Genomic DNA, 989 nt, shown 5'->3' with positions numbered 1-989 from the left:
TGGAGATCTCATCTTGAAGTGGGCTTCCCGCTTAGATGCTTTCAGCGGTTATCCCTTCCGAACGTAGCCAACCAGCCGTGCACCTGGCGGTACAACTGGCACACCAGAGGTTCGTCCGTCCCGGTCCTCTCGTACTGGGGACAGCCCTTCTCAGATCTCCTGCGCGCGCAGCGGATAGGGACCGAACTGTCTCACGACGTTCTAAACCCAGCTCGCGTACCGCTTTAATGGGCGAACAGCCCAACCCTTGGGACCTACTCCAGCCCCAGGATGCGACGAGCCGACATCGAGGTGCCAAACCATGCCGTCGATATGGACTCTTGGGCAAGATCAGCCTGTTATCCCCGAGGTACCTTTTATCCGTTGAGCGACGGCCCTTCCACGAGGTGCCGCCGGATCACTAGTCCCGACTTTCGTCCCTGCTCGAGATGTCTCTCTCACAGTCAAGCCCCCTTGTGCACTTGCACTCGCCACCTGGTTGCCGACCAGGCTGAGGGGACCTTTGGGCGCCTCCGTTACCCTTTGGGAGGCAACCGCCCCAGTTAAACTACCCGTCAGGCACTGTCCCTGGCCCGGATCACGGGCCGAGGTTGAGGTGTCCAAAGCGACCAGAGTGGTATTTCAACGATGACTCCTCCGCCACTGGCGTGACGGACTCGCAGTCTCCCACCTATCCTACACAAGCCGCTCCGAACACCAATACCAAACTGTAGTGAAGGTCTCGGGGTCTTTCCGTCCTGCTGCGCGTAACGAGCATCTTTACTCGTAGTGCAATTTCGCCGAGTTCACGGTCGAGACAGCGGGGAAGTCGTTACTCCATTCGTGCAGGTCGGAACTTACCCGACAAGGAATTTCGCTACCTTAGGATGGTTATAGTTACCACCGCCGTTTACTGGGGCTTGAATTCTCCGCTTCGCCATTGCTGGCTGACGGGTCCTCTTAACCTTCCAGCACCGGGCAGGAGTCAGTCCGTATACATCGTCTTGCGA

1 rRNA gene is annotated in these 989 nt (G+C 58.0%); it reads right to left on the bottom strand.

Annotation, left to right across the window (positions count from 1 at the left end):
* A 23S ribosomal RNA gene (locus IE231_RS18100) occupies positions 1-989 on the bottom strand; the annotation flags it as partial.

Origin of the sequence: Sinomonas cellulolyticus (genome assembly GCF_014656475.1) — a bacterium.
GTDB classification, from domain to species: domain Bacteria; phylum Actinomycetota; class Actinomycetes; order Actinomycetales; family Micrococcaceae; genus Sinomonas; species Sinomonas cellulolyticus.
The sequence above is the reverse complement of the archived record's forward strand: the minus strand, read 5'-3'. Positions and strand labels throughout refer to the sequence as shown.